Genomic DNA, 23763 nt, shown 5'->3' on the forward strand with positions numbered 1-23763 from the left:
ATTATGGCACTTATCAATCCACACATTAACTTTAACGGAAATACCGAAGAAGCATTCAATTTTTACAAATCAGTATTTGGCGGAGAGTTCGCAAAGATTATGCGTTTCAAAGACTTGGCAAGTACTGCATTCCCTCTAGCAGAAAATGAAGCGAATAAAATAATGCACATTGCTTTGCCTATTGGAAAAAATATTTTAATGGGCAATGACGTTCCAAAAAGTATGGGCGCGGTAAATGAAAATGAAAACAGATCTAAAATAGCGATTAGTGCAGAAAACCGTGAAGAAGCCGACAAGTTATTTAGCGGACTTTCAGCAGGCGGAAATATTGAAATGCCTATTAACGACAGTCCTTGGGGTTCTTATTTTGGAATGTTTAGAGACAAATTTGGTATTGAATGGATGGTAGATTTTGACCCAAAATATAACGGAAAAGTATAAGTGAAAAATAACAAACGCCTAACTGTGATCTGGTAAAAAGCGGGTGACGTGCTTCGATGTACTTTCTTGGTAAACAAATATTTGTGCATTTAATGAACTTTATTGGCAATAATCAGCTACATCGTCAAGCCGCAAACCCTTTTGCGAGGAAAACGGAAAAATAAAATATGAAAAAAATAATAATTTTAATATTACTATTTACAGTAACGATTGGAAATGCACAAGTAAAAAAACAAAAAGAAACGAGCAAACCTTTTGTGCTTGGAACAATAGAAGAAATTAACTCAAAAATATTATCTGAAAAAAGAATAGTAAATATTTATCTTCCAGAAGGCTACAACCAAAATGATACAATTAAATATCCAGTAACCTATTTACTTGATGGTTCGGCTGACGAAGATTTTATTCACGTAGTTGGACTTTTTCAGTTTAATAGCTTTTCTTGGATAAATAGAGTTCCAAAATCAATTGTTGTTGGAATTGCAAATATTGACAGGAAAAGAGATTTTACGTACCAAACCACAATTGAGGAAGATAAAAAAAGATATATAACTTGTGGAAAATCAGCCAATTTCATTTCTTTTATTGAAACTGAATTGCAGCCTTTTATTGAAAAAAAGTACAAAACCAATAACTCAAAAACTATTATTGGACAATCATTAGGTGGACTTTTAGCAACAGAAATAGTATTAAAAAAACCAACCTTATTTAATAAATACATAATAATAAGTCCTAGTTTATGGTGGAATAATGGTTCTTTATTAAATGAAGAATCGGAAATATATCAAGAGAACTTTAAAGATAAAATTGATATTTATATTGGCGTAGGCAAAGAAGGACTTACACCAAGTAAAATTCCTCACGTTATGGAAGTTGATGCAAATTTATTGGCCGAAAAATTGAAAAGCACCAAAAGCAAAAATGTAAAAGTGAGCTTTGATTATTTGCCACAAGAAGACCACGCAACAATTACTCATCAGGCAATTTTCAATGCAATGAGAATTTTGTATCCAGAAACTGAAAAATAAAAAGAAAAACATCGCACAACAGCCGTTTTGTGCAAAGGAAAACTTAAATTACAACAATGAACTATCATTTTAGAAAAGCGGAACTGTCTGAAATAGCGCCAATATGGGAAATTCTGCAAGAAGCTATCATTCGAAGAAAAGAAGACGGCAGCAAGCAATGGCAGGACGGTTATCCAAATCCGGAAGTCGTACAAAAAGATATTGAAAAAGGGGAAGGATTTGTTTTACTTGATGGAGAAACTATCATCGGTTATAGTGCGGTGCTTATCAATGACGAACCTGCCTATGATGAAATCGAAGGCAACTGGCTAACGACTGAAGATTTTGTTGTCATTCACCGCGTAGCAATTTCGGAGAAGTATTTGGGTAAAGGCTTCGCTAAAATGATTATAAAATACGTAGAAGATTATGCATTAAGCAACAACATATTCAGCGTAAAAGCAGACACTAATTTTGACAACATAGCCATGATGAAAATATTTGGAAATTTAGGTTATACGTATTGTGGTGAAGTGTATTTTAGAGGTAGCCCAAGAAAAGCATACGAGAAAGTGTTAGTAAAACCTTTCTAAAATTTGTTATTTAAACTGTGTTTGTGTTAAACATTTTAAAGAAAAAAACACTACTTTTAATTTCATAAAAAGATACTACTATGAAATCTCATTTAACCTTTTACCTTCTTATCGCAATTAGTCTTACAGGATACAGTCAAAACAAAGAGGAATCAGAAATGATTAAAAAACTATTAGAAAAAGAATCGGCTACCTGGAGAGCGCAAGACAGTAAAGGTCATAGTGACTGCTGGTACATTCAGCCTTACAGCCGAATATTAGTTTCTACACCAAAAGGCGAAACATTTGATGTTCCCCCGGCAGCGATGATGAATACCAAACCGGAAGCAATGGGAAACGGTGGTTTTTCAGTAAACACCAACTATAAAATGAGCATTAACGGCAAAACGGCCTGGGTAAGTCACGATGAAGAATCAACGGCAAAAGATGGCAAGAAAACATTCTCTTATGAAATTCGGCTTTTAGAGAAAATAAAAAACAAATGGAAATTAGTGGGACAATCGATTCATATTTATAAATCGGAATAAACAGTCCTTCATGCATTTGCAATAAATTAAAAACGCTCCTTAGTTCTAAAATAATAGAATTAAGGAGCGTTTCTTTTTTGCTGCTAAACAATTAATCAGCTACTTCCGGTTCAAATTGCATGTGATCCACTACCTCAGCTACTTCCGGTTTTGAAGCTTTAAGTGCATTGAACCTTTCTAATTGTTCTGTTTCGCCTTCTTCCCCACTGAAATACGGAAAAACATCCATAATAGGTGATTCTGAAATCGCAGGAATGGTATAATCTCCCATCGTCCCTTTCATTACACTGATGGTATTATCATACGCTTCTTTTACATCATTCGCCTGCACTAACAAATACATATTAGTCTTGCGTTCTTTGCCACTTTCTTCGTCATACGCCAACAATGAAACTTTAGATCTAAACCAACGATCTGCATTTTCAAAAGGATGAATTTCTGCGTAATTAGCCACTTTTATATTCGTGATTTTAAATTCTTCACTAATATACGCCGACATTTCCTCATTAATTCTGCTTTCAGCTTCAGTATACGATAACGCGTCTACCAAGTAGGGTTCATTCGCAATCTTTTGAGCTCCAGTTTCATCCGTTTTTCTATATTTTACTTTGCATTCATACCAAATTGTGCTCATATAATTTTTTTTAAGGATGTCAAAGATATATTTTAAAGGAAAAAAAAATCACAATTAATAAAATAGATATCCACAATTTTGAATGAAGCTCGGTATTAAATTTTGTTGCATTTTTTTTCCTATTAATTCATAAAAAAGCAGCCTCTCCAAAAATTAGGAGAGGCTGTTTTAGAATATATTTCTTCCGAATTGGTTTTAGTCAATAAGAGTAACCAAATCTTCTCTGCTTTTTCTAACTTTCGTTAAATTAACTAACCAGTCATTTTCAGCGTCTCTGTATCCTAAAGGAAGGATTACACAACTTCTAAGACCTTTTTCTCTAAGGTTTAAAATTTCATCCAAAGCGGCTGGGTCAAAACCTTCAATTGGTGTGCTGTCAACGCCTTCAAAAGCGGCTGCTGCAATAGCTTGAGAAAAGGCAATATATGCTTGTCTTGCTGCATGCTGAAAATTCACTTCAGCATCTTTTTGAGGATAACTGTTCAATAACATTTGACGGTAATTTTCCCAACCTTCGTTCACAAAACCACGAGCTTCATTCGTAAGATCAAACATTTTATTGATTCGTTCCGCTGTATACGTATCCCAAGCGGCAAAAACCAATAAATGAGAACAGTCTGTAATCACAGATTGATTCCAACCAATAGCTCTGATTTTTTCTTTTATTTCTTGGTTCGTAACCACCATTATTTCAAAAGGCTGCAAACCGCTGGATGTTGGTGCCAGTGAAGCTGCTTCCAGAATGTTATTAATTTTATCTTCAGAAACTTTTTGACCATTCATTGCTTTTGCAGCATAACGCCATTTCAATTTATCTAATAATTCCATCTTACTTGTATTTATTTATTTTACTTATTTATATTTTATTTTCTAAAAAAGAGCCTAAACTCGTATGCTGTCCCAAGCCACTTGGAACGCTTCATTTATTACGTTCTCGCCTAATGGGCAAAGCGCTCTGTTGTCCATATTCATCAAAAAAGCCATTGGATAAATGGAGAAAGCGTACAGCAAATAAGGCGAAATATCTTTGACAATTCCTTCCTTTATCCCTTTTGACCATAAATCAAAAAGAGGTGTCAAATATTTTAATCCTTCTTGGCGCGTTTCCTCATCAATCATAGGTGTATTGTCACATTGCGATAAAAAAGAGGCTTCTTCTTTGTTTTCCAATTTAAATGCAGCCATGGCAATCCAGATTTTTTCAAAACTCTTTTTTACTTCATCATCTGATTCGTATTGGCTAAACGCCGCTTCCGCAAAAGAACCTTTTACATCCAAATACAGTTGATTAACCAGGTCTTGTTTGCTTTCAAAAAACAGATAAATGGTAGCTGGAGAAACATTGGCTATTTTGGCCACTTTAGCCATCGAAGCACTTTGAATCCCTCCATTGTTTACTAAGCTTAAAGTCGCCTTTAATAGTGCGGTACGTTTATCTATACTTTTTTGAAGTTGTGCCATAATTAATATTAAAGTGCAAAGATACACAAAAAAGAATGAACGTTCATTTATTTTAAAATAATTAGGATTTGTTTAATACAAGTCCAGTTCTCTGGATATTAAAACACAAGAAGAAATTTAGATTAAAAAAAAAAATAGTTAGAGTGAATGGCCCATAATATTCAACGATTTGGTGACAAATGGCTTTACATTTATGCTTCTTTTTAACATAAAAAACAAGATTAATTTATGTTAATATTATGTTAAATAAAAATTTAAACAAGTGTTTAAATTAAACAGTTGTTTAATTTTGCTTCGAAATAAAAACAGAAGAATTGAAAAGCAATTTTAACGATAAACAAATTATAATTCTGGAAGTAGCCGAAACGCTATTTGCCGAAAAAGGATTTGACGGTACTTCGATTCGGAATATTGCGAAAGAAGCCAAAATAAACATTGCAATGGTTTCGTATTATTTTGGTTCTAAGGAAAAATTACTGGAATCACTTATACTCTATAGAACTTCCGACTTAAAATTACAATTGGATAATTTGATAATCGAAGACCTTGAACCCATAGAGAAAATAAACAAGCTTATTGAACTTTACATCAATCGCATCAATTGCAATAAAGGGATCTACAGAATTTTACACTTTGAATTTACCTCTAAAAAAGGAGATTCAAATCTTCAGGCTTTCTCGGAATTAAAAAAAGGAAATCTTAAGTCTTTGGAATCTATCATCATAGAAGGACAAACCAAAGGTATTTTTAGAAAAGACGTTATTATTCCTCTTATTACGCCAACAATTCTAGGTACTTTCTTTCATTTCCATATGAACAAATCTTTCTTTCAAAATTTACTAAATTTGAAAACCGAAGACTTATACAATAATTACATAAAAACCAATTTGACATTACACATTCAACAAACTATAAAAGCCCTTCTGATATATGAAAGTTAGTCAATTAATGCTCTTCGGGATTTTCTTTATAGGAATTTCAGCCGTAGAAGCACAAGAAAAAACGAGTTTAACACTCGATGAAGCCATCCATTTGGCTTGGAAAAACAGTAATGAGGTTAGCTTAGCCAATGCTAAAGTAAATACTAAAAAATACGAATTACAATCCACAAAAAACAGTCAATATCCTGACTTGAAAATTTCAGGACAATATCAAAGATTGGCAAAAGCTTCGATTGATTTAAAAATCAATAAAAGTGCTACTTCTGAACCGCTTCCTGTTGTAGATCAATTGATGATTGGACAAGTTAATGCCAGCGTACCTGTTTTTGCAGGATTTAAAATCCAAAACAGCATCAAAGCTTACGAAAACTTATATCAGGCAGAAACAGCTACAGCCTCTCAAAAAAAGGAAGAAGTGGCCATGAAAGTGGTTAACCATTATGCTGATTTGTATAAAGCACAAAAAACATTGGAACTTTTGAAAGAAAATCAGAAAAGAGCGCAACAGCGAGCAACTGATTTTAGCGACTTAGAAAAAAACGGAATTATCCCAAGAAATGATTTGTTAAAATCCCAATTACAAGTTTCTAAAATTCAGTTGTCCTTAGATGAAGCAGCTAAAAATTTAAATATTGTAAATTTTTATCTGGTTACCTTACTAAAATTGCCAACTGGTACAAAACTAGTGATTAACGAGAGTGATTTTGCCAACTTTCAAATGGATAACATTCCGGCAAATGATGAACCGGCCCTACAAAATCGTAAAGATTTAGAAGCTATACGATTTCAAGGAAAAGCAAGTCAGGCCAATATTAAAATTGCAAAAAGCGGATATTATCCTTCGATTGCAATCATTGGTGGTTATACCGCATTAGACCTAAAAAATGTGATTACCGTTCAAAACGCAATGAATATTGGTGTTGGGGTTTCTTATGATTTGAGTGCTATTCTCAAAAATGGAACTACGGTAAAAATAGCCGAAAGTAAAGCGATTGAAGTGCAAAATTCTGAAGCTATGCTGACCGACTATATCAGACTGGAAGTTCAAAATGCAATAGAAGATTATGACTTGGCACTGAAACAAAATGAGGTTTATGCACAAGCCGTTGAACAATCATCGGAAAACTACAGAATTATCAAAGACAAATATGACAACGGCCTTTCCGACACCAATGATTTATTGGAAGCCGACGTAGAACAATTAGGTTCCAAAATCAATAAAGCATTAGCAAAAGCAAATATTATTCAAAAATATTACGAACTGCTTTCTGTTACCGGACAATTATCTCAATCATTCAATCTAGCAAAAATATAATCAAAACACATGGAAAAGAAAAAGACAAATACAAAATTTATTATTATCCTAGCTGTTTTGGTAGTATTAGGCGGAACTTATGGAATCTATAAATACATGCACTCTTTGGCTCATGAAGAAACAGATGATGCGCAAATAGAAAAAAACATGAATCCTATTATCCCTAAAGTTTCCGGGTATGTGGATAAAGTATACATAAAAGATAACGATTTTGTAAAAAAAGGAGATACCTTATTTACGATAGACAAGAGAGATTATCAGTTGAAAATCGACGAGGCAAATGCTTCATTTCTTGCTGCCGAGGGAAATTTTGAAGTTTCAAAAGCGGATATTGGAAGTGCTTTGGCTAACATTTCCGTGTCTGATGCCAATGTATTATCTGCCGGAGGAAATATTCAATCGGCAAAAATTAGATTGGACCGAATTAACAGTGATTACATTCGTTACAATAATTTGTATAAAAATCATTCGATTACAAAACAACAATACGAGCAAGCTTTAGCAGCAAAACTAGAAGCTGAAAATCAAGTCCGTATTTTGCAACAGCAAGAAAGAGCCAGTGCTTTTCAAAAATCAGTAATTGTAGCTAAATCTAAAGTTTCTAATAAACAGACTGATGTTGCTGCCGCCAACATCAAAAGAGCAAAAGCGATGCTTGATGCTGCTGAATTAAATTTAACCTATACGGTAGTTACAGCGGCTATTGATGGTCAGGTTTCAAAAATTGATATTCAACCAGGACAATTGGTACAACCGGGACAATCTCTTTTCTATATCATCAATAATTCGAACGCTTGGGTAATTGCAAATTTCAAGGAAACGCAATTAAACAAAATGATTATTGGACAAAAAGTAACGGTAAATGTAGACGCTTATCCCGACTATAATTTTGAAGGTACTATCACCTCTTTTTCACCGGCAACAGGATCTCGTTTCTCTATTTTGCCTCCAGACAATGCTACAGGGAACTTTGTAAAAACCATTCAACGCTTACCCGTAAAAATAAGCTTGAACAAATCTAACGATGTCGAGAAAATTAAATTATTGCGTCCGGGGATGAATGTTGATGTTGATGTACATTTAAAATAAAATGGCAGTAGTAGAAGATGATTTAGTAGAATATGGCTACAGGCGAGTTATTATTACGATAACAGCAGTACTTTGTGCATTGCTGGAAATCGTGGATACAACTATTGTCAATGTGGCTTTAACCAACATGAGAGGAAGCCTGGGTGCTACATTAAATGATGTGGCATGGGTAATTACGGCTTATGCTATTGCAAACGTAATTGTCATTCCCATGACGAGTTGGCTTTCGCAACAATTTGGAAGACGTAATTATTTTGTGGTATCCATTATCATTTTTACTGTTGCCTCCTTCATGTGTGGAAACTCTGATAATATTTGGGAACTCATTGTTTTCCGATTTATTCAAGGACTTGGTGGCGGTGCTTTATTAGTTACTGCACAAACTATTATAACCGAGAGCTATCCTATTGCAAAAAGGGGTATGGCTCAGGCAATTTATGGAATGGGTGTAATTGTGGGCCCTACTTTAGGTCCGCCATTAGGAGGTTATCTGGTCGATCATTTTTCTTGGCCATATATTTTCTATATCAATATTCCTCTTGGTATTATTGCTGCTATTTTAGCATTCACTTTTGTACGGAGTCCACAATACGGTGAAAAGTTAAAAGTCAACCAAGTCGATTGGTGGGGTATTTTGCTTTTGTCAGCTTTTATAGGTTCGTTACAATTTGTTTTGGAACACGGGCAACAAGATGATTGGTTCAACAACTCAACAATTGTAACCTTAAGTACCGTTTCCGTCTTTGGATTAATATTATTTGTCTGGCGAGAGCTAACCTACAAGTATCCTATAGTAAACTTAAGTGTTTTGAAAGATGGGAATCTTAGAATTGGCGTATTAATGTGTTTTATCTTGGGATTTGGACTTTATGGTTCGACTTTAATTATTCCCATTTATACGCAATCCATTTTAGGCTGGACAGCGACTGATGCAGGATTATTACTTATTCCGGGTTCAATTACTACTGCGTTTATGATGCCAATTATTGGAAAATTAATTCAAAGAGGTGTTCCTCAAGGATATATGGTAGGTATTGGTTTTTTGGTTTTCTTTTTCTTCACTTTTATGATGCACAATAGAATGACCCCCAATACGGGTACTGAACATCTATTTTGGCCTTTGATTTTGAGAGGAGTTGGATTAGGATTACTTTTCGTTCCTATAACAACCTTATCACTTTCTACGCTGAAAGGGAAACATATTGGTGAAGGCGCAGCGTTTACAGGAATGATGAGACAATTAGGAGGCTCATTTGGTATTGCCATTATTACCACTTTTATCACAAGATTCAGTCAGAAACACCGTGTAGACTTAGTTTCTCATTTAGATGCCAGCAAATTTGAAGTACAACAACGCATCGCGATGCTGCAAAAAGGTTTTATGTCTAAAGGATTCAGCAGCAATGTTGCACTAAAAAAAGCGTACCAGGCAATTGATTATTCTATAATGAAGCAAAGTACCGTTTTATCATACATGGATATTTTTCTGTATCTCGGTATTATGTTCCTATGTTGTATTCCTATTATATTTTTAATAAAAAAAGGAAAAAACAAGATCAATCCTGCGGATCCTATGCATTAATTTATTGCATTTAAAAATAAAAAAAGACGCCGATTTTTTAAATGAAATCGGCGTCTTTTTTTATTAATTAACTAGAATTTTATCTAGTAAAAACCAAATGATTTCCCTTTGATAAATTAGCATCAAGCTGATAGCCTTCATAATTGAAACCTTTTAAATCATCAATTGTTTTAGCATCCGTGTCAATAATATAACGAACCATCATTCCCCTAGCCTTCTTGGCAAAAAAACTAATTATTTTAAGCTTGCCGTTTTTATAATCTTTGAATTCTGGAGTAATTACTGGAACTTTCAAGGCTTTGACATCAATTACTGAAAAATACTCCGTACTGGCGAGATTGATGAACAATTCTCCTTTTTTAAGTTCTTTATTCAATTCTTTTGTAACGGTAGTTTTCCAAAATTCATATAAATTTTTTCTTTCACCAATAGGAAGTTTTGTTCCCATTTCTAATCTATAAGCTTGCATCAAATCCAATGGTCTAAGCAATCCGTACAAACCTGACAATATTCTCAAACTATCTTGTAACGTTTCTAATTTTTCTATTGGAATTGAATAGGCATCCAATCCGGTATACACATCCCCGTCAAAAGTAAAAACTGCCGGACGCGCATTTTCTGGAGTGAAAGGTGTTTTCCATTCTTGATTACGTTTCCAATTCAAATCAGCGAGTTTATCTGAAATACTCATCAAACCAGATAATTCAGCGGGCTTTTTTTCTTTTAAAACTTTATGAACCTGTCTCGCTTCTTTTAGAAATAAAGGTTCGGTATGCTGTGACGTAGGTAACTCTTTTTCGAAATTTAATGATTTAGCTGGCGATATAACAATTTTCATATTCAGATTCAATTTTAGTATCAGATTCAAAAGTACAAATTGAAAATAAGAAATGAGGCTGTACGAATTGATTTGTCTAATAATAGGATAGATAATATAAATCATTGCAAATATATTTTTACTATTTTTGATTGAACCAAACCAAAACCACTATAGTGTATTATGTCTAAAATTGAAATTAAAAAAGCTTCTTTATCTGACCTTGAAGCCATACAAATTATAAGCATCCAAACCTTTTCTGAAACTTTTGCCGAAGTAAACACACCCGAAAATATTGAAAATTACAATCGGGAAAGTTTTAATTTGGAACAATTAACTTCGGAAATAACCAATCCAAACTCCCAGTTTTTTATAGCTTATTCTGATTCAGAACCAATTGGCTATTTAAAAATAAATTTTGGTAACGCGCAAACCGAAATACTAAATGATCATGCGTTAGAAATTCATAGAATCTATGTTTCACAAGCTTTTCACGGAAAAAAAGCAGGTCAATTCTTGCTCGATAAAGCAATCCAGATTGCACAGCAAACCACTTCAGACTATATTTGGCTTGGCGTTTGGGAAGAAAATCATCGAGCATTACGATTTTATACCAAAAATGGTTTCGTGGCCTTTGACAAACATGTTTTTATTCTTGGCGATGAAGAACAAACAGATTTATTAATGAAATTGGATATAAATAAAAAATCATAATGAAAAACAATAATTTCACCGATATAAAAAAACCTGTTTCAATTCTTAATGCAGCCGTAATTGTAGCAGCTCTTGGCTATTTTGTTGACATTTATGATTTATTACTTTTTGGAATCGTTCGTACCGATAGTTTGAAAGATTTAGGAATCACGGGAGATGCTATCAGAAATCAAGGAGAATACTTGATAAGTATGCAAATGTTCGGGATGCTTTTTGGAGGTATACTTTGGGGAATTTTAGGTGATAAAAAAGGACGTATTTCTGTTTTATTTGGTTCCATCTTAATTTATTCGGTGGCTAATATTGCTAACGGAATGGTAACTACTGTTAATGGATACGCGTTTTGGAGGTTGATTGCGGGAATTGGACTTGCGGGCGAATTAGGTGCAGGAATTACTTTGGTAACGGAAAGTTTGCCTAAAGAAAAACGAGGCTACGGAACGATGATCGTTGCTTCCGTGGGTGTTTCGGGAGCGGTAGTCGCTTATTTAGTCTATCAGATCTTTCAGGATTGGCGTTTGTGCTATTATGCCGGAGGAGTTTTGGGAATCCTGTTACTGTTTCTAAGAATAAGTATTTCCGAATCAGGCATGTTCAAAAAAGTACAAGAAAGTGAGGAGAAAAGAGGGGATTTCTTGTCTTTGTTTACCAATAAACAACGTTTTTCAAAATACATTCAATGCATTCTTATCGGAATTCCATTATGGTTTTTGGTTGGTGTATTGATTACTTTCTCCCCTGAATTTGCCAAAGCATTAGGTGTTCAGGGTTTTGAAACTATTGCCGCAGGAAAAGCCATCGCCTGGTGTTACGGTGGTTTGGTTTTTGGCGATATTGCAAGTGGATTATTAAGTCAGTGGCTGAAAAGTCGAAAAAAAGTGATGTACTTATTCCTGATCTTTAATTTGATTATGGTATTTGTTTACCTAAATGCTTTTGGAATTTCGGCCTCTTCTTTCTATACCCTTTGTTTTATCATGGGATTCTCTGTAGGATATTGGGTATTATTTGTAACGATTGCTGCAGAACAATTTGGAACCAACATTCGCGCAACGGTGACAACTACAGTTCCTAATTTTGTTCGAGGTTCATTGCCGCTGATTATTCTCATTTATGGGTTTTTCAGAGATACTATTTTTGATGGAAATATTCTGGAATCGGCGATGATTGTGGGATCAATATTATCCGTAATTTCAATTTTGGCACTTTGGAAATTAAATGAAACCTTTCATACTGATTTGAATTATTCAGAACAGGAATCGCAGGCTTTCCTTTAATTTTTTTTAAATAATAACAGTACTTTTTACTTGGTAATAAATAGCGAAAAGCGCTTTCTTTTTAAAGTCTATTTGCCTTATTTTTGTATAAAACATTTCAGAAAACATGAAACAAGATGTAATTATTGTTGGAGCGGGACTCGCCGGATTATCAGCTGCAGTTTATTTGCATCGTCAAGGTAGAAAGGTATTAGTATTAGAAGCAAGTGAACGTGCCGGGGGAAGAATAAAAACTGATTCCCATGAAGGTTTCCTTCTCGATAGAGGGTTTCAGGTCCTTTTGACCGCGTATCCTGAAACTCAAGCATTACTCAATTATAGAGATTTAAAACTACAAAAAATGTTACCGGGAGCAACCGTTCTCTATGACGGAGGCCGTTTTGAAATTGCTGATCCTTTCCGAAGACCTTCGGCTGCGTTTGCAACTCTTTTTGCTCCCGTTGGTACGTTGAAAGACAAACTCAACACGCTTTGGTTAAAAAACAAATTACAAAAATTGACTATTAAGGAAATTTTCGAACAACCGGAGCAAACTACCCGAAAGCAACTGGCTGATTATGGTTTTAGTCCAAAAATGATTCAGCGTTTTTATGCTCCGTTCCTTTCGGGTATTTTTCTGGAAAATGAGTTAAGCACTTCTCGAAGAATGTTCGATTTTGTAATGAAGATGTTTTCGGATGGTGATGTGGCTGTTCCTGCTTTAGGAATGGAAGAAATACCAAAACAATTAGTCGCCATGCTTCCCGAAGACAGTTTTCAATACAATACAAAAGTGACCGCAATTGACGGAAATAAAGTAACCACTGCAGATGGAACCGTTTTAGAAGCAAACCAAATCCTTTTGGCTACGACAGCAAATAATCTTACCCAGAAATTCTTTCCGAAACAAAAAATGAATTCGCATCAGGTTACGAATATTTATTTTGAAGCCAATGAAGCGCCAACTAAAAAAGCAGTTGTTATTTTGAATGCTTCGATCACAAAGAAATGGGTAAATAATTTGACTGTGATGTCTAATGTTTCTAAAGCTTATGCTCCAAAAGGGAAAGTACTTATTTCCGTTTCCTATAATGGAATCCCAACTGTTGATGATGCTACTTTGGCCGAAAACATGAAACAAGAATTGAAGAAATGGTACGGCGAAAAAGTAACTTCGTGGAAAATGCTCAAGGCGTATCGCATTGAATATGCTTTGCCAAGTCAGGAAAGTGTAAAGAATGAAATTAATGCTTCTGAAATAAAAATCTCTGATTCTCTATTTATTTGTGGAGACCACTTGCTCAATGGTTCTATAAATGCGGCTTTAAAAACCGGGCGATTAGCTGCGGAAACCATGAAATTGTAATTCTTAGGCTTCTTTAAACGCAAATGCACTTATATTCCAATTTTGGTACAGATTTTAAGTAGAAGAAACATTCGAAAAATGGAATGCTTGATTTTTCGCACGGGCTGGAGAAATATTTTTTTAATCACTCCGTAATTTGGCAAAAATTAATGCTGATGTTTAAAAAAATAAGAGTTTTTGCACTAAATTTTTAAATTCAATCAAAAATATTCATCTTTGCGCAATTTTAATATTTTTAAATTCACAAAAAAAATAACAAACCAATTTGGTCATCACGAACAATTCCTTCAATAAAAAATATTCTATGAAATTATTTATCACCTTTTTTCTTTCCATCTTATTAAATGTTGGTTATTCACAATCCACCAATACCTATTTTGAAAAGATTAGAGACAATGAAGCGGCTTTGACCGCTTTCTTTTCTCAAATGCCAAAAGGAGGCGATTTGCACCACCATTATTCCGGATCAATTTACGCTGAACCTTTATTGGCGCATGCCATTGCTGATAATTTTTATCTCAACATCGAAACGATGGATGTTTTAAAGGAAAAACCATCAACTGGAAACTGGGAACAATTTTCAACCTTAAAAAGTAATGGAACGTTAGACGTTTACAAACAAAAAATCATGCAAAAATGGTCTGTTAAAGACTATAATCATGTTGATTATCCATCGGACAAATTGTTTTTTGAATCTTTTATGAAGTTTGAGCCAGCAATAAAAGGCAATTTTGGGCAAGGATTATTGGAACTGAAAAATAGAGCCATTACAGAAAATGTAAGTTATATTGAAACCCAATTATCTACGATTCCTTGTTCTATGAATACGGCTGATTTGACAAAATTCAATGCGCGATTGCGACAATTGGCGAAGGGAAAAGACGAAAAAGGGATTATGCAGTCTTTGGATTCCGTTTACAATGCATTTCAGCAAAAGAATGCCAAATCATATGCTGCCGATTTCAATACTAATTTTGTAACCAAACTTCACAACGACCTTAAAATTGATGATTCCCGTTTCACGATGCGCTATCAAAATTTTGTGTTGCGTTTTATGGAACCCGTAGATTTATTTAAAAATCTGGTGATTGCCTTTATATCGGCGGATAGCAGTCCGCTTATGGCTGGCGTAAATATCGTTTCTCCTGAAGATGGTGAAACCTCCATGAAAGATTACTGGCTGCACATGGTTATGTTTAAGTACTGTCATTCTCATTTTCCAGATGTGAAATACACGCTACACGCCGGTGAGCTTACTTTGGGACTAGTGCAACCGGAAGACCTGACTTGGCATATAAATGCTGCTGTACATATTGCCGGAGCTAATCGAATCGGTCATGGCGTTGATATGGCCTACGAGAAAGATTCGTATGATTTAATGCGATATATGGCTAAAAAAGACATCCCAATTGAAATAAACTTAGTGAGCAATGAGTTCATTTTAAAGGTTAAAGAAAACCGTCATCCTTTAACCTTGTATAAAGAATTTGGAGTTCCAATAGTGATTAGTACCGATGATGCGGGAATACTACGAACCAATATGACTGAGCAGTATGTTCTTTTAGCTAAAAGATACAAAAACATCACTTATGCGGATATCAAACAATTTGTTTACAATAGCATCAATTACAGTTTCATTCAAGAGAATTCAGTAAAGAAAGAGTTACTAAAAAATTTAGATTCTAGATTTAAAACTTTCGAATCTCATTTTCCAAAAGAATAATTATTTTACGATAATTTTTTTACAAATGCACTAATAAGCCCCAACTCGGGGCTTATTTTATTTTCCATTCAATATTAAAATAAAATAAAATTTCGTTTTTTAAAACTTTTAATTTATTATATTTGACACTACCTACTTAACTACTTGATAGTTACATTTCATAATAAATCCCAATAATTTAGAATTTCGAAGTTTTAATTGTTTACTAACAAGATAAATTATTGAAGATGAGTAGAGCTTTACTTTGGTATTTACGAAGACATCCAGTATTATTTAAAATCCGATTTAAATTAATATCTAAGAACGTCTCGAGTGATCGCGCTGATAGTTTTTGCTATAATGGATTAAATAAGAAAAAGGATATTCCCGCTATTTATTATCAACTAAACAATATCATTTTAGCCAAAAAGAAAGCTCCATTAAGCGATATCGAAAAGGTAAAAAAAATAGCAAAATGGCTGCGAAATAATATTAAAGGAGGACCTGGGCTGGGTAAATCTTCTGAAACTGCGTTACGTAAAATGATTAAAGGCGAAGGAGGAGTTTGTAGTGATTTCTCTCAAATTTTTAATAACTTCTGCGTCATAAATGATTTAAAAGTGAAAGAATGGGGACTAAAAATTAATACCGGAAAACCAAGGCTTTTAGGTGGCCATTCTTTCAACGAAGTGTATTGTAAAGAATTTCAAAAGTGGATTATTATTGATGTATCCAAATCTATTTTTTTTTATCACATCAGTCCAAAACTGCCCTTATCCGTTTGTGAATTAATTCACTTAAAACAAGAAAATAAAGAAATCTATTATTCCAAATTCAACAAAAATTTCACAATAGACAAAGAAAACATAAATGACCTATATCTCATTTCAAAATCCTCTCCTTTTATAATAACAAACTATCGAAACAAAACCTATGACTATTATTTAGACAAACTTGGATTTCTTCCGGAGTCAATTATTCATGGTTTAGTATATCTTACCGGAAATAGTTACGCTTATGAGTTTCCAAAATACAATTAAATAGATTCCTGAATCATTAATTTGATTATATTTGGAATACGTATTTATTTACAATTACTCATGGCAATGGCGAGACCTATTTTTAGAATTTTTGATTACGAAAAAGCCAAAGCATTTTATATCGATTGGCTTGGTTTTACAATTGACTGGGAAAACAAACCAGACAACTCTCCTATTTATTTGCAAATATCTCTTGATGGTATCGTTATTCATTTAACAGAACATCACGGCGATTGCAGTCCTGGCGCACGTATTCATATTACAAACTTCAGCAGCCTTGCAACCTATCACGAAAAACTACTCGCCAAAAACTACAAATTCAACAGACCTAGTTTAGACAAAGCTTCTTGGAGTCCAAATGCAATTTGTATGGAAGCCATTGATCCTTTTGGGAATAGATTGACTTTTACCGAGGAAATATAAAAATACAAAAACACACAAAATGATTCAAAATAATTCTCTTAAAATACAATTCCTTTTATTGGTTTTATCTCTACTTTCATTCAATGGTCATGCCCAAAAGAATATTTCAAAAATAGCTTTTGGATCTTGCGCCAATCAAAGTGATCGTTTACCAATTTTTGATATTGTGGTAAAGCACAAACCGGATTTGTTCGTGTTCCTTGGCGACAACATATACGGAGACACGGAAAATATGAATACTTTGCAATCCAAATACGATAGAATGGCAGCTAAACCTACATTTCAAAATTTGAAAAATAATGTGCCCATAATTGCCACTTGGGACGACCACGATTACGGACAAAATGATGCTGGCAGGCATTATCCTAAAAAAGAAGCTTCTAAAGAAATTTTCCTGAAGTTTTTTAATGAACCTGAAAATTCAAAAAGACGAAAACACGAAGGTGTTTACACTTCCTATATGTATGAAAACAAAGGAAAAAAAGTGCAGATTATCTTGCTAGACAACCGCACTTTCAGAGATAATTACAAGAAATACAACGGTGAAGTCGCTGATGACAAAAGGTATTTTTACAGCTTGGATTATGCCCCACAACAGAATCCGGACTCCACGTATTTAGGAGCGACGCAATGGAAATGGCTGGAAGACGAATTAAAGAAACCTGCTGATATACGGCTGATTGGCTCGGGTTCGCAGTTTGGGATTGAATACAACGGCTATGAAGGCTGGGCTAATTTTCCGCTGGAGCAAAAAAGGTTCTTAGATTTAATCAAAAAAACGAAAGCAAGCGGCGTTTTGTTTTTAAGCGGAGACGTGCATTATGCCGAAATCTCTAAACTTACCGAGCCTGGACTCTATCCTATTTACGATTTCACTTCCAGCGGACTTTCCTCGACCTGGCATTTTGCGACACCCAACAAAAACAGGATTGAAGGTCCTGTCATGGAAAACCATTTTGGCTTAGTAACGATAGACTGGAAAAAGAAAATCCCAGAGATAAAAATGGAGATTTGGGATGTAAATAACAATCAACGAGCGGAATACACGATTGGATTGGATGAAATTACTTTTAAGAAGTAGTTTTTTTGTGAAACCTCATTATTTGGCAGTAGTCTAGAACTATTTGCTTTATGCAAAAATCAACATCCAAATCTCAATCTTAAGCACTATTTCTTTACAAAACACGTATTGCTTTTACAAATCTACGAGTATAGCCCAGTTTTTTTAGACTTGTAATAACCACTTTCATTTCACGACCTGAGGAGGAGTGTATAAAATCACTTTCCATTCCTTTTGGATTTGTCACTATACCCAAATGGCCAATAACGTTTCTGGTAGGACTCATAAACAATAGAATATCACCTTTTTTCACACTGCCGATCGGGATTTCTTTTCCAAAATTCTTAAATTCTGAAGAGCTTCGCGGTACCTGAATTTTAAAATGATTAAAAACAAAGTAAACAAATCCTGAACAGTCAAATCCTTTCTTGCTGGAGCCGGCTGCAACATAAGGCGTCCCTAATAAACTCATTCCAAAGCTCACAATCTTATCTCCCAAGTACACATCACTTTCAGTTGGAATTATCACTGTGTTTTTGACTTTAGTTACATTCCCATGTGGTAAAAAGGTAGAAGCTCTCGACGAACCATACGCAAAGCCGCATAAAATAAGAAGGTATAAAACAGTGAAAGCAGCAGGTTTTAATAAATTTATCTTTTTAAATGTCATAATAGTAGAATTAAATTAACATACTTTACGTTATAAAATGCATGCAGCTACTTTCAGTATTTCATAATTAAAAAAGTAAGATGCTCACTTACTTACTCCATACAAATCTAGCTATTTTATATGATTTAAGGACACTGGAATCTAAAAAGCACATATTCTCAAAGATATACAATAAACATACCAAGAAACCAAACTTCCCAATCTGACAATCGTATGGACACAAAAAATTGGATAAGATATTAAACACTAATTTCACTAATTTCCACAAATTAATTTGTGGAAATTAGTGAAATTCATGTTTAACTTTTTAAAATCAGTGTAAATCTGCTTAATCAGTGTTATCTGTGTCCTATTTTAAACTTGTGACCAGACGGCACAACATAAAGCGAATTTTATATTTTAACTTTCTTCTTCTTCCGTGCTATGGGATTTTGAATACCCTCGCCATTTCTCGATACAATCCTGGAAATCCTGCGGAAGTTCCGTATCAAAACGCATCATTTCTCCAGTAGTAGGATGCACAAATCCCAAAGTTTTGGCGTGCAATGCCTGTCTTGGTAATGCTTTGAAGCAATTTTCTATAAACTGTTTGTATTTGGTAAACGTAGTCCCTTTCAAAATCAAGTGTCCACCATAACGCTCGTCATTAAATAAAGTGTGACCAATATGTTTTAAGTGAACACGGATTTGATGCGTTCTACCGGTTTCCAGTTGGCATGAAATCAAAGTCACATAACCAAAACGCTCCAACACTTTATAATGTGTCACAGCAGGTTTTCCTATTTCGGGATCAGCAAAAACCGCCATTTGCATACGGTCTTTTACGTGGCGCGCCACATTTCCTTCAATCGTACCTTGATCAGCAATTACATTTCCCCAAACCAAAGCGATATATTCCCTTTCAGAAGTCTTGGCTTCAAATTGTTTGGCAAGATGCGTCATCGCCGCTTCGGTTTTGGCAATAACCAGTAAACCCGAAGTGTCTTTGTCAATTCTATGAACGAGTCCTGGACGTTCGCTGCTGTTCATTGGCAAATTATCAAAATGATACGCCAAAGCATGCACTAAAGTCCCTGTATAATTACCATGCCCGGGATGAACCACCATTCCTGGTTCTTTGTTTATCAATAACAACGCATCGTCTTCATAAACAATATCAAGCGGGATATTCTCCGGAATGATATGATTTTCAAACGGTGGATGCGATAACATTACGCGCACCACATCATTGGCTTTTACTTTGTAATTAGACCTCACAATAACGTCATTTACAAAAATATTTCCTTCAGTGGCAGCTGTTTGTATTTTATTCCTCGTCGCATTTTGTATCAAACTCATCAAATATTTATCAATTCGCAAAGACGCTTGGCCCTTAGGAACTTCAAATCTGAAATGCTCAAATAACTCCTCTTCTAAATCTATTGTTTCTATATTATTGTTCATTTGCTGGTACTTGTTCTTCTACTGGTATTGCTACACTATCTACTACTACACTTTCATCTACATAACTCGCTTTTCCGTCTCCTAAAACCAAATCAATTTTGGATGATTTCAGTACTCGGTCCCCTACTTTCAAGTTTCTTCCTTTATAACGCATTTCAAGAACCATATCTTTTCCTAGATTTGGAATGTAAGTAATCGTCCCTTCTTCCAGTCCCAAAGCTTTCAATGTTGGAACCGCTTCACGGTACGTTTTCTCAATTAAATCGGGAATTTTCACTGATGAAAACCCTGACGCATTGATTTTAATATATACTTTCCTGCCCACTTTTACTTTAGCTCCAGGCAAAGGATCTTGCTCTACCACACTAAACTTAGGAAATTCACTTCTAAAATCTACACTATCCAAAAGCACATAGTCTAAATCCAGCTCATCCAGCTTCTCCTCTACTTGTTCCACGGTCAATTTTCTCAAATCTGGCACCATAATTTCATGACCATGATCAGTAGTAAATGTTAACCAATGCATAAACAAATAGCCCAAAACGGCAATAATAGCAAAAGCTGATAATAATTGTAGAAAAAATACACGGCTAGTAAGATACTTACGTAAACTCATAAATTTATTTTTATATGCGGCAAAGATAAACCTATTTCGTTCCAAAAAAAATGATAATTTTGTTTAATGCTTATTAGGAGCTATTTCCCGCTATACGCTATATCTTTTTCTGGTTTCGTCTCGTCTTTTGGGACGAGACGAAACCAGAAAAAGGATGCCGCTGCTATCGGGGCTAAAAACAAATCGTTATTACAACATATAATTTATAAAATGAAAAACATTGCAATTATCATGGGCGGCTATTCCAGCGAGTACAAAATCTCACTAATTAGCGGAAACGTCGTGTATCAGTTTCTGGACAAAAATAAATTCAACGGATTCCGAATCCATATTTTTAAAGAAAAATGGGTCTACGTCGATGCTAATGAAACCGAATTTCCTATTGATAAAAATGATTTTTCAGTAACAGTAGACGGAGCAAAAATCACTTTCGACTGCGTTTTTAATGCCATTCACGGTACTCCGGGCGAAGACGGATTGATGCAGGCTTATTTCGAATTGCTGAATGTTCCGCAATCGTCTTGTGATTATTACCAAGCCGCATTAACCTTCAACAAACGTGATTTATTATCCGTATTAAAACCATACGGAATCAAAACAGCTATTTCCTATTATTTAAATAAAGGCGATAAAATCAATATCGAAGAAATTGTAGGAAAAGTAGGTTTGCCTTGTTTTGTAAAACCAAATAAAGCTGGTTCAAGCTTCGGAATTTCAAAAGTGAAAACGGCCGCCGAATTGCCAATCGCCATAGAAGTCGCTTACAAAGAAGACAACGAAATCATCATAGAAAGCTTCCTTGATGGTACAGAAGTTTCCGTTGGTGTCATTAATTACAAAGGAACCATAACCGTTTTACCAATAACCGAAATAGTTTCCGACAATGATTTCTTCGATTATGAAGCCAAATATTTGGGGAAATCACAGGAAATCACACCTGCGAGAATCTCGGATGAAATGACCCAAAAAGTGAGCGAAATAGCCAAACGCGCGTACGAAGTACTAAAAATGAAAGGCTTCTCCAGAAGTGAGTTCATAATTGTAAATAACGAACCACACATGTTGGAAATGAACACCATTCCTGGATTAACTACTGAAAGTTTGATTCCCCAACAAGCAAAGGCGGCAGGAATTTCATTGGAAGATTTGTTTTCTAATGCGATAGATTTGGCTTTAAATAACTAAATTTCCAATATGACAGAAATCTTTGAATGGAACCGATTATTATACAATGATTTACCAGAATCCTTTCTTTTAGAAGTCATTTTCCGTTCCACCATAATGTTCACCGTTCTACTTTTGACATTAAAAGTAGCAGGCAAACGGGGTGTCAAGCAATTATCCGTTTTTGAAACGGTGATTATTATCGCTTTAGGTTCAGCAGCTGGAGATCCCATGTTTTATGAGGAAGTTGGAATAATTCCGCCCATAACCGTATTTCTGGTTATTATACTTTTATATCGATTAGTAACCTGGTTAACCGGAAAAAGCAAAAAATTTGAAGAGTTCATTGAAGGAAAAACAGAATGCATAATCAATGAAGGGAAATTTTCAATTGCTACTTTCAAGAAGGAAAGTTTGGCACAAGATGAATTCTTTTCGGAACTTCGCTTGAAATCAGTGGAACATTTAGGTCAGGTAAAAAATGCTTTCATGGAAACCAGTGGTGAAATCAGCGTTTTCTATTATGAAGATAATGAAGTGAAACCAGGATTGCCAATTCTTCCTTTTTTATTTAAACTAAAAAGTAATACTATACCTGTTGAAGGTATTTATTCCTGCACCTTTTGCGGAAATACGGAAAGCCATAAACCTGGAAATGCTGAATGCAGCGTTTGTGAAAAATTAGAATGGGTAGAAGCCATAAAAACACTCCGAAAAACGTAATTAAACATTTGAATAAAGCATCAGTTTGATGTAATTATATCTTATAAAATGAGAAAAGCCATATTTCCCGGATCATTCGATCCAATCACATTAGGTCATGAAGACATCATAAAAAGAAGTATTCCGCTATTTGATGAAATCGTAATTGCCATTGGAATCAATGCCGAAAAAAAATACATGTTTTCACTCGAAGAAAGAAAACGTTTCATTGAAGAGACCTTCAAAAACGAACCAAAAGTTTCGGTGATTACCTATGAAGGTTTGACGATCGATTTGTGTCATAGAATAAAAGCAGATTTCATACTTCGTGGTTTGCGTAATCCCGCCGATTTCGAATTTGAAAAAGCTATTGCGCATACCAATCGCCGTTTGTCAAAAATAGAAACCGTCTTTTTATTGACTGCAGCCAGGACTTCCTATATCAGTTCCAGTATTGTACGAGACGTTATTCGCAATGGCGGACAATACGAAATGCTGGTTCCCGATGCCGTAAGAGTAAAAAAATAGTAGTCCGAATAAATTTGTAAAATGAACTTTAATTCAATTTTATTTATTCACTACATTCAAAAAAGTTTGGGATGTATAAGTATTGTTATATCACAAAACTTTTGCATCCCAAACTTTTTGAAATTTACATAAAGCCAAATCCCTAAATTAATACGTGATTTTTCCAACAGCATTATGCGTAGACGTGCCGATTCCCGTATCTCCATTGATACTATATGCGCCATTAGCAATAGATAAATATCCTGTTGCTCCAACAAATCTTCCTGTGCCTCCTGCTACAGTAAAACCTCCAACATAGGTCGCTTCTAATGCCGAACTAAAGGTTAAAAAAACATTTGTTTGTGTATATAATTCATCTCGATTTGCAGCAACGAGAACATCATTGGATGCAAAATTAACAGTGCCGTCACCATTATCTACAAGAGCGGTGGCTGTAACAACACCATGAATTTTTCCAAGATGTGTCATTGTGCCTACGAATGTCGATCCAGTTGGAGTGTCAGTAGCAACAACTGAATTGGAAACATCCCTTTCCACCGGTTTGGCTTTTATACTTTTTGCATTTGTACTTAAAGAAGCAGCAGCTAGTTCAGACTCATCAATTGAAGATGAATCACAAGATCCGAAAATCATAAAAATGAAACTCGCGAATAGTAATGTTCTGTTTTTCAC

26 protein-coding genes are annotated in these 23763 nt (G+C 34.7%); 18 read left to right on the top strand and 8 right to left on the bottom strand.

Annotation, left to right across the window (positions count from 1 at the left end; genetic code table 11):
* The first annotated feature begins 3 nt into the window (after nucleotides 1–3).
* The 4 genes from BUC23_RS06115 (at nucleotide 4) to BUC23_RS06130 (ending at nucleotide 2568) form a co-directional block, all read left to right on the top strand.
* Complete coding sequence (locus tag BUC23_RS06115; RefSeq protein ID WP_073207073.1) at nucleotides 4–441, top strand: VOC family protein; 438 nt, start codon at nucleotides 4–6, stop codon at nucleotides 439–441.
* 167 nt (nucleotides 442–608) lie between these two features.
* A complete protein-coding gene (locus BUC23_RS06120) occupies nucleotides 609–1469 on the top strand; it encodes an alpha/beta hydrolase (protein WP_073207076.1) in 861 nt (286 codons plus the stop codon).
* 56 nt (nucleotides 1470–1525) lie between these two features.
* Entirely contained in the window at nucleotides 1526–2041 is a 516-nt protein-coding gene (locus BUC23_RS06125; protein WP_073207078.1) for a GNAT family N-acetyltransferase, read from the top strand.
* Between the two features lie 80 nt (nucleotides 2042–2121).
* Complete coding sequence (locus BUC23_RS06130; protein ID WP_073207081.1) at nucleotides 2122–2568, top strand: endo-arabinase; 447 nt, start codon at nucleotides 2122–2124, stop codon at nucleotides 2566–2568.
* A gap of 91 nt (nucleotides 2569–2659) precedes the next feature.
* Here BUC23_RS06130 and BUC23_RS06135 read toward each other — a convergent pair whose 3' ends face one another.
* The 3 genes from BUC23_RS06135 to BUC23_RS06145 form a co-directional block, all read right to left on the bottom strand.
* A complete protein-coding gene (locus tag BUC23_RS06135; protein ID WP_073207083.1) occupies nucleotides 2660–3202 on the bottom strand; it encodes a DUF4494 domain-containing protein in 543 nt (180 codons plus the stop codon).
* Between the two features lie 195 nt (nucleotides 3203–3397).
* Nucleotides 3398–4030: a nitroreductase family protein gene (locus BUC23_RS06140; protein ID WP_073207086.1), complete on the bottom strand. Its 633-nt coding sequence runs from the start codon at nucleotides 4028–4030 to the stop codon at nucleotides 3398–3400.
* A gap of 54 nt (nucleotides 4031–4084) precedes the next feature.
* Nucleotides 4085–4663 carry a TetR/AcrR family transcriptional regulator gene (locus BUC23_RS06145; RefSeq protein ID WP_073207089.1) on the bottom strand — a complete coding sequence of 193 codons (579 nt, stop codon included), beginning with the start codon at nucleotides 4661–4663 and terminating at the stop codon, nucleotides 4085–4087.
* 314 nt (nucleotides 4664–4977) lie between these two features.
* On the opposite strand from BUC23_RS06145, the gene BUC23_RS06150 reads away from it, so the two are divergent.
* The 4 genes from BUC23_RS06150 to BUC23_RS06165 are packed head-to-tail and all read left to right on the top strand — an operon-like array spanning nucleotide 4978 to nucleotide 9590.
* Nucleotides 4978–5604 carry a TetR/AcrR family transcriptional regulator gene (locus tag BUC23_RS06150; protein WP_073207092.1) on the top strand — a complete coding sequence of 209 codons (627 nt, stop codon included), beginning with the start codon at nucleotides 4978–4980 and terminating at the stop codon, nucleotides 5602–5604.
* On the top strand, nucleotides 5594–6919 hold the full coding sequence (locus BUC23_RS06155) for a TolC family protein (protein ID WP_073207095.1): 1326 nt from the start codon (nucleotides 5594–5596) through the stop codon (nucleotides 6917–6919). Before BUC23_RS06150 ends, BUC23_RS06155 begins: the two co-directional genes overlap by 11 nt.
* Before the next feature lie 9 nt (nucleotides 6920–6928).
* Nucleotides 6929–8008, top strand: a complete 1080-nt coding sequence (locus BUC23_RS06160) for an HlyD family secretion protein (protein WP_073207097.1) — start codon at nucleotides 6929–6931, stop codon at nucleotides 8006–8008.
* Between the two features lies 1 nt (nucleotide 8009).
* Complete coding sequence (locus BUC23_RS06165; protein ID WP_073207100.1) at nucleotides 8010–9590, top strand: MDR family MFS transporter; 1581 nt, start codon at nucleotides 8010–8012, stop codon at nucleotides 9588–9590.
* Nucleotides 9591–9669: 79 nt separating this feature from the next.
* Here BUC23_RS06165 and yaaA read toward each other — a convergent pair whose 3' ends face one another.
* On the bottom strand, nucleotides 9670–10428 hold the full coding sequence (gene yaaA, locus BUC23_RS06170) for a peroxide stress protein YaaA (RefSeq protein WP_073207103.1): 759 nt from the start codon (nucleotides 10426–10428) through the stop codon (nucleotides 9670–9672).
* A gap of 162 nt (nucleotides 10429–10590) precedes the next feature.
* Between yaaA and BUC23_RS06175 the strand changes: the two genes are divergently transcribed.
* The 7 genes from BUC23_RS06175 (at nucleotide 10591) to BUC23_RS06205 (ending at nucleotide 17989) form a co-directional block, all read left to right on the top strand.
* On the top strand, nucleotides 10591–11121 hold the full coding sequence (locus BUC23_RS06175) for a GNAT family N-acetyltransferase (protein ID WP_073207106.1): 531 nt from the start codon (nucleotides 10591–10593) through the stop codon (nucleotides 11119–11121).
* Nucleotides 11121–12398 carry an MFS transporter gene (locus tag BUC23_RS06180; RefSeq protein WP_073207108.1) on the top strand — a complete coding sequence of 426 codons (1278 nt, stop codon included), beginning with the start codon at nucleotides 11121–11123 and terminating at the stop codon, nucleotides 12396–12398. Before BUC23_RS06175 ends, BUC23_RS06180 begins: the two co-directional genes overlap by 1 nt.
* Nucleotides 12399–12504: 106 nt before the next feature.
* Nucleotides 12505–13743 (top strand): NAD(P)/FAD-dependent oxidoreductase, encoded by a 1239-nt coding sequence (locus BUC23_RS06185; protein ID WP_073207111.1) that lies wholly within the window; start codon nucleotides 12505–12507, stop codon nucleotides 13741–13743.
* Between the two features lie 304 nt (nucleotides 13744–14047).
* On the top strand, nucleotides 14048–15466 hold the full coding sequence (locus tag BUC23_RS06190; RefSeq protein WP_073207115.1) for an amidohydrolase family protein: 1419 nt from the start codon (nucleotides 14048–14050) through the stop codon (nucleotides 15464–15466).
* A 227-nt stretch (nucleotides 15467–15693) separates the two neighbouring features.
* A complete protein-coding gene (locus BUC23_RS06195) occupies nucleotides 15694–16485 on the top strand; it encodes a transglutaminase domain-containing protein (protein WP_073207118.1) in 792 nt (263 codons plus the stop codon).
* A gap of 60 nt (nucleotides 16486–16545) precedes the next feature.
* On the top strand, nucleotides 16546–16908 hold the full coding sequence (locus BUC23_RS06200) for a glyoxalase superfamily protein (RefSeq protein ID WP_073207121.1): 363 nt from the start codon (nucleotides 16546–16548) through the stop codon (nucleotides 16906–16908).
* Nucleotides 16909–16927: 19 nt separating this feature from the next.
* Nucleotides 16928–17989: an alkaline phosphatase D family protein gene (locus BUC23_RS06205; protein ID WP_073207124.1), complete on the top strand. Its 1062-nt coding sequence runs from the start codon at nucleotides 16928–16930 to the stop codon at nucleotides 17987–17989.
* Nucleotides 17990–18083: 94 nt separating this feature from the next.
* On the opposite strand, the gene BUC23_RS06210 is transcribed toward BUC23_RS06205, so the two are convergent.
* The 3 genes from BUC23_RS06210 to BUC23_RS06220 all read right to left on the bottom strand — a co-directional run bounded on the left by BUC23_RS06210 (nucleotide 18084) and on the right by BUC23_RS06220 (nucleotide 20697).
* Nucleotides 18084–18638, bottom strand: a complete 555-nt coding sequence (locus tag BUC23_RS06210; protein WP_084538307.1) for a C40 family peptidase — start codon at nucleotides 18636–18638, stop codon at nucleotides 18084–18086.
* A gap of 399 nt (nucleotides 18639–19037) precedes the next feature.
* Nucleotides 19038–20081, bottom strand: a complete 1044-nt coding sequence (locus BUC23_RS06215) for an RluA family pseudouridine synthase (protein WP_073207126.1) — start codon at nucleotides 20079–20081, stop codon at nucleotides 19038–19040.
* Nucleotides 20071–20697, bottom strand: a complete 627-nt coding sequence (locus BUC23_RS06220; RefSeq protein ID WP_073207129.1) for a PASTA domain-containing protein — start codon at nucleotides 20695–20697, stop codon at nucleotides 20071–20073. Before BUC23_RS06220 ends, BUC23_RS06215 begins: the two co-directional genes overlap by 11 nt.
* A gap of 210 nt (nucleotides 20698–20907) precedes the next feature.
* On the opposite strand from BUC23_RS06220, the gene BUC23_RS06225 reads away from it, so the two are divergent.
* From BUC23_RS06225 to coaD, 3 genes are read left to right on the top strand one after another with little or no spacing between them, the layout of a single operon-like run.
* Nucleotides 20908–21882, top strand: a complete 975-nt coding sequence (locus BUC23_RS06225) for a D-alanine--D-alanine ligase (protein ID WP_073207132.1) — start codon at nucleotides 20908–20910, stop codon at nucleotides 21880–21882.
* Nucleotides 21883–21891: 9 nt separating this feature from the next.
* On the top strand, nucleotides 21892–22584 hold the full coding sequence (locus BUC23_RS06230) for a DUF421 domain-containing protein (RefSeq protein WP_073207135.1): 693 nt from the start codon (nucleotides 21892–21894) through the stop codon (nucleotides 22582–22584).
* A 48-nt stretch (nucleotides 22585–22632) separates the two neighbouring features.
* A complete protein-coding gene (gene coaD / locus BUC23_RS06235; RefSeq protein WP_073207139.1) occupies nucleotides 22633–23091 on the top strand; it encodes a pantetheine-phosphate adenylyltransferase in 459 nt (152 codons plus the stop codon).
* 147 nt (nucleotides 23092–23238) lie between these two features.
* On the opposite strand, the gene BUC23_RS06240 is transcribed toward coaD, so the two are convergent.
* Nucleotides 23239–23763, bottom strand: a complete 525-nt coding sequence (locus BUC23_RS06240; protein ID WP_139259785.1) for a hypothetical protein — start codon at nucleotides 23761–23763, stop codon at nucleotides 23239–23241.

It is taken from the genome of Flavobacterium xinjiangense (genome assembly GCF_900142885.1).
GTDB classification, from domain to species: domain Bacteria; phylum Bacteroidota; class Bacteroidia; order Flavobacteriales; family Flavobacteriaceae; genus Flavobacterium; species Flavobacterium xinjiangense.

Coding starts and splice junctions, on each gene's coding strand:
- BUC23_RS06115 (WP_073207073.1), top strand. CDS start 4: ATGGCACTTATCAATCCACACATTAACTTTAACGGAAATACCGAAGAA.
- BUC23_RS06120 (WP_073207076.1), top strand. CDS start 609: ATGAAAAAAATAATAATTTTAATATTACTATTTACAGTAACGATTGGA.
- BUC23_RS06125 (WP_073207078.1), top strand. CDS start 1,526: ATGAACTATCATTTTAGAAAAGCGGAACTGTCTGAAATAGCGCCAATA.
- BUC23_RS06130 (WP_073207081.1), top strand. CDS start 2,122: ATGAAATCTCATTTAACCTTTTACCTTCTTATCGCAATTAGTCTTACA.
- BUC23_RS06135 (WP_073207083.1), bottom strand. CDS start 3,202: ATGAGCACAATTTGGTATGAATGCAAAGTAAAATATAGAAAAACGGAT.
- BUC23_RS06140 (WP_073207086.1), bottom strand. CDS start 4,030: ATGGAATTATTAGATAAATTGAAATGGCGTTATGCTGCAAAAGCAATG.
- BUC23_RS06145 (WP_073207089.1), bottom strand. CDS start 4,663: ATGGCACAACTTCAAAAAAGTATAGATAAACGTACCGCACTATTAAAG.
- BUC23_RS06155 (WP_073207095.1), top strand. CDS start 5,594: ATGAAAGTTAGTCAATTAATGCTCTTCGGGATTTTCTTTATAGGAATT.
- BUC23_RS06160 (WP_073207097.1), top strand. CDS start 6,929: ATGGAAAAGAAAAAGACAAATACAAAATTTATTATTATCCTAGCTGTT.
- BUC23_RS06165 (WP_073207100.1), top strand. CDS start 8,010: ATGGCAGTAGTAGAAGATGATTTAGTAGAATATGGCTACAGGCGAGTT.
- yaaA (WP_073207103.1), bottom strand. CDS start 10,428: ATGAAAATTGTTATATCGCCAGCTAAATCATTAAATTTCGAAAAAGAG.
- BUC23_RS06175 (WP_073207106.1), top strand. CDS start 10,591: ATGTCTAAAATTGAAATTAAAAAAGCTTCTTTATCTGACCTTGAAGCC.
- BUC23_RS06180 (WP_073207108.1), top strand. CDS start 11,121: ATGAAAAACAATAATTTCACCGATATAAAAAAACCTGTTTCAATTCTT.
- BUC23_RS06185 (WP_073207111.1), top strand. CDS start 12,505: ATGAAACAAGATGTAATTATTGTTGGAGCGGGACTCGCCGGATTATCA.
- BUC23_RS06190 (WP_073207115.1), top strand. CDS start 14,048: ATGAAATTATTTATCACCTTTTTTCTTTCCATCTTATTAAATGTTGGT.
- BUC23_RS06195 (WP_073207118.1), top strand. CDS start 15,694: ATGAGTAGAGCTTTACTTTGGTATTTACGAAGACATCCAGTATTATTT.
- BUC23_RS06200 (WP_073207121.1), top strand. CDS start 16,546: ATGGCAATGGCGAGACCTATTTTTAGAATTTTTGATTACGAAAAAGCC.
- BUC23_RS06205 (WP_073207124.1), top strand. CDS start 16,928: ATGATTCAAAATAATTCTCTTAAAATACAATTCCTTTTATTGGTTTTA.
- BUC23_RS06210 (WP_084538307.1), bottom strand. CDS start 18,638: ATGACATTTAAAAAGATAAATTTATTAAAACCTGCTGCTTTCACTGTT.
- BUC23_RS06215 (WP_073207126.1), bottom strand. CDS start 20,081: ATGAACAATAATATAGAAACAATAGATTTAGAAGAGGAGTTATTTGAG.
- BUC23_RS06220 (WP_073207129.1), bottom strand. CDS start 20,697: ATGAGTTTACGTAAGTATCTTACTAGCCGTGTATTTTTTCTACAATTA.
- BUC23_RS06225 (WP_073207132.1), top strand. CDS start 20,908: ATGAAAAACATTGCAATTATCATGGGCGGCTATTCCAGCGAGTACAAA.
- BUC23_RS06230 (WP_073207135.1), top strand. CDS start 21,892: ATGACAGAAATCTTTGAATGGAACCGATTATTATACAATGATTTACCA.
- coaD (WP_073207139.1), top strand. CDS start 22,633: ATGAGAAAAGCCATATTTCCCGGATCATTCGATCCAATCACATTAGGT.